The sequence below is a fragment of the Candidatus Omnitrophota bacterium genome, assembly GCA_023227985.1.
Classification (GTDB): Bacteria; Omnitrophota; Gorgyraeia; order Gygaellales; family Profunditerraquicolaceae; genus JALOCB01.
Genome location: JALOCB010000060.1, coordinates 1 through 3,937 on the forward strand (window position 1 = coordinate 1; position 3,937 = coordinate 3,937).

1 protein-coding gene is annotated in these 3,937 nt (G+C 48.1%); it reads right to left on the reverse strand.

Annotated features, from left to right (window positions below):
* Positions 1 to 174: 174 nt before the first annotated feature.
* Positions 175 to 3,937, reverse strand: a 3,763-nt coding sequence (locus M0R35_07720) for a hypothetical protein (GenBank protein ID MCK9595542.1), incomplete at its 5' end; no start/stop codon positions are given.

Consider the following 3,937-nt stretch of genomic DNA (forward strand, 5'->3'; position numbering starts at 1 on the left):
AGGTGCAGCGGGCGGTATTTCTCCGGCAGTATGCTCTTTGCCAGGCTGCCCACCATACCGGAGAGGTCGATCGCTGAGGATACCTGCGCAAAACAGCTTTGTTCCAGCACAAAGCTGATGACCAGCAACATTGTCAGAACTTTCCTTAGAATCGGATTCGCTATTATATATTTATTATTCATGGGGATTGGCAGTTTCCAGCATGACCAAAACATTCCTTAATTCCGGTTCAGTGGCTTTAGCTTCCTCTTCTTCATTGCGCATGATCTCGGCAATACAAACCAAGACATTATCCATATACACATCCAATTTGTCCTGGTTCCGGCAGGCGCTTAAGAATTCATTGATCCTTTCCGTCGCAGGGATCATCCCGTTCATAGACATCTTTTCTATCTGTTTCCATTCTTTATCCAAGTCAGCGATATGGATCGCAGGCAAATAAGTACCCGCCGGATTAAACGCCGCGCCAATAGCCTTATTAACGATCGGCAAGCCGCGAAAATCAATACCGCCCCTCTTAACCGATGCAGATACCGGTTCGTTCAAAGGCGCGCCGCCATCCGCGAAATCCCGCAGAGACATTTGGCCTCGCCGAGGATTTACCAACACGTTAGGCAGGTTATTTCTCAGATAAGTCTGCCAATAACGGGTGGCTTCCCTGTTGCCTATCAAAGAATTGCTTAGCGCTAATAACTGGGCAAGCGCCTCGCTGTTGTTTTTACCTATATGATCGAAGTAAAATCTCCCTTCGTTATTCATGCTCACCAGCCTATCATCAATGACCACAAAATTTGCTTCCAATATAGAACTGGCCGAATTAAGCCCTGGCATTTTTAACGCGTCTTTCACCTGCGAGGCGGCTCCGGATAATTTTTCCATAAGCTCCTTATCCATGTTAGCCGCATATTCCCCGCTGCCCTTATTTGCTCCTCTGCCCTTCAGGGGTTTTACCCATAAGATCTTTTTAGCCGCGTTATACCCCAGGGAAATCGAATATATCCCTGCCAATCGCGCAACACTATCTTTCGTCTGCCCTCTAACCTGCTCATAAACCCATATGTTCCCCCATTCCAAGGTTATCCCGCCGATCTGCCCGCCGTCTTTTTGTGCAAAGTCTAAATTGCTTACTATTCCCCGCGCGGCTTTCTGATAATCCCGATCTCCTTTTTTCGGAACAGCTATCTGCCTGACCGGTCCTTTACCCAAAACCTCGAGTATTTCTTGCGGCAGATAAAATTCATCCGCCCGGTTAACGCCGCGCTCTTCTCGCTCTTTTGCCTCCCAAGAGAGGAGCGATTTAATGGCCTCTCCGGCGTTCAACCCTTTCTCCTGAATTCCTTCCCCTTCTTTCAAGACAACATGGATGGTTTCTTCAACAGGCACAAATTCTTCGGTTGCGGCCAGATTTACAAAAGCCGGGCCGCCTTCTTTGGTCCGGGCGACCGACCGTAAAACCCGCGCATTCCGCGGGCCCGCGTATAAACCTTTTTCTGTGGCAACCAAAGTAACCGCATCTTCTCCGTTAAGCACAAACCTGCCAGGGAAATTCTCTACCAGTAGTTTGCTCAGGGTAGACTTGCCTACAGTTTTACCACCTAAAAACAAAATCCCTTTCTGTGACCGGGTATCCTTGACCAGGTTACCGTGTATCTCAAACAGCCCTAATTCCTTTTCGATATCCATCAAAACGCGGCGTTTCCTTTTCAGTATTTCGCTATCCGCGATATCGTAATAGCTGTTTAAAACCCCGGAGATATTCCCAGCCGCCTTGGCCTTAAGTAACTTCTCTAAGGGGGCACTGATCTCAGGATAAAGCCGGATTATTTCTTCCATCGCCACCCTTCCGGCACCTCCGTCTTTTTGCGCATCAGCGTAGTATTCCGTTATTCTATCTGCCGAAACATTCATCTTTAATGCTAAACATTCCAGGGGGATAACAATTCCCGCCTCAGTCAAAGCCCCTTCAGAAAGATCTAACCAGGTCCTGGCAACCTCTTTCCACCCGTATTTACCATTTATATACCTGATCATATTCGCCACGACTGTACCAGCCTCGCCCTGCTGACCCAAATAAAGCTGTTTGTTCTTTTTCTTATCTTCGGTTTTAGCGGCCAGCTTCCCGGCGCCGTTATCTCGAACCGCGAATCTCAGTTTTTTCATGCCATTTTCTTCAATAATACCAACGTTCACCATAACCCTTCCGATATAACCGGCAGGTTTTTCCATTTTCATCTTAGCCATATAAACGTCATCATCATACGTAGCTATGGCGTCATGCGCCCCTTCCAGGATCTCCACAAGAGCAAAAGCCAGGTCTCCATAGTTATACTCTTTGGCCTGAACAAGAGGGTCCGGATTTTTATACTCAAGGAACTCAGAAGCAATTTCGAACGGAACCATTTGAGAAAAAGCGCCGGATTTTGAATGAAAATCCATGGTTTGACGGGTCAAATCCTCGGCTTTATCCCCGGCCCCCAAGGTATAAAACAATTCCTCTTTCCCGGGAAAGAACGCGGTTATCGCCTGCTCTACCGACGACATATCTTCTCGCCGCGCCCCGCCGTCTCTTTGCAGGGATCCCGAAACGTCAGCTTGCGGTCTCCCTTGCCCTGATCCGCGCACAAATAATTTTTCAAGATTAATCAGAACAGGAAAAGCCGCCCCTTCGATATCCACGAGGCCGATATCCTCCTGCATTATTTCAGACGCATCAACCCCCTGCTTCGATAGGACGGTTTTAACCATTCCCAGATCCGCCGGATCGGAATCGGCTAAAAATGCCGCCTGAACAACAAACCCCGCGCTTTTGCCGGCGGTAGACACTTTAAAAGGGGCCAGCCCCTTTAGATAGACAAGTTTAAAACCATCAATCACGACCTCGCGGCTTTCGGCGATCTGACAAAACGCGGACATCTCCGCAACATCCCTCTGGAAATCCGCATACTCCCCCCCAGGATACCAATGGTTCATTTTAAAGAAAAGCCCGGGATGATCCGCATCCTGAAAAACATCCCAGAAATAATCCCGCAGATCCTGAGCAAATCGTATCCGGGTTTGAGTATTACGCGAAAAATCCACGGCCCGGATCGCGCTTACAACTTCTTCGAGCCGCTGCGCCTGTTCGCCGTTTTCAATAAACGGCTGCATCCTGCGGTTGGAGACGCCAGCCAAACCCCGTACCGGCTCATTTCCTTTTACCGCTCCGGGATCAACAAGAAACCACGCTTTACTTTGTCTGTCATAGCCTATCTGGTCCGAAGAAAAATCTTCTAATCTATTAGGCCTGATCCTGTTTTGGAATTCATCTAAATCAGCTTGCGTGGCGATCATCTCAAGCTTAGGCTGTATCATGTAAAATACCGAAGCGCTCTCAACAAAAATAACCCCCTGATCCAGAATCGGCGCATCGAATAAAGGGTTATGGTCCCTGTTCCCAAAAAATGGTTTGTAGGAAATCTTAAGGACATTCCCGTTAACCAGTTCTACGGCTATAGCCTCCCGACCGCCTCCAATCACCCTTTTAGCTTTATACTTGAACCCTCTGAACGCCTGTTCATACAATTCAATAGGCTGAATCACTGCCGCTGCGGCAATGCTGGAATGTTCTTTTTTTGCCTCCTCACTAATGGCGACGGAAATATCAAGTCCTTCTTCTATTGATATCCTCCCGTCGGTTGAAGCAGAAAACGCGTAATATTTACCCCATAATTTAGAACTAAACGCCGAACCCCGTTCGCCCAGTTTGCTGAGAATCAACCCTTCTTTAAGCCTGGAATTTATCCCTCCATCGGCGCTATCCGGGCCGAAACTTATCCCGCCCGAAAAATAGCTCCTTATTGTCTGGCCATAGACCGTATTCCGGGTCTCTTGGATATTGTATTCCCCGTCTTTGAAGGATTTCTGATAGGCCTTGAAATAAGCATCTTTGTCCCAGGCG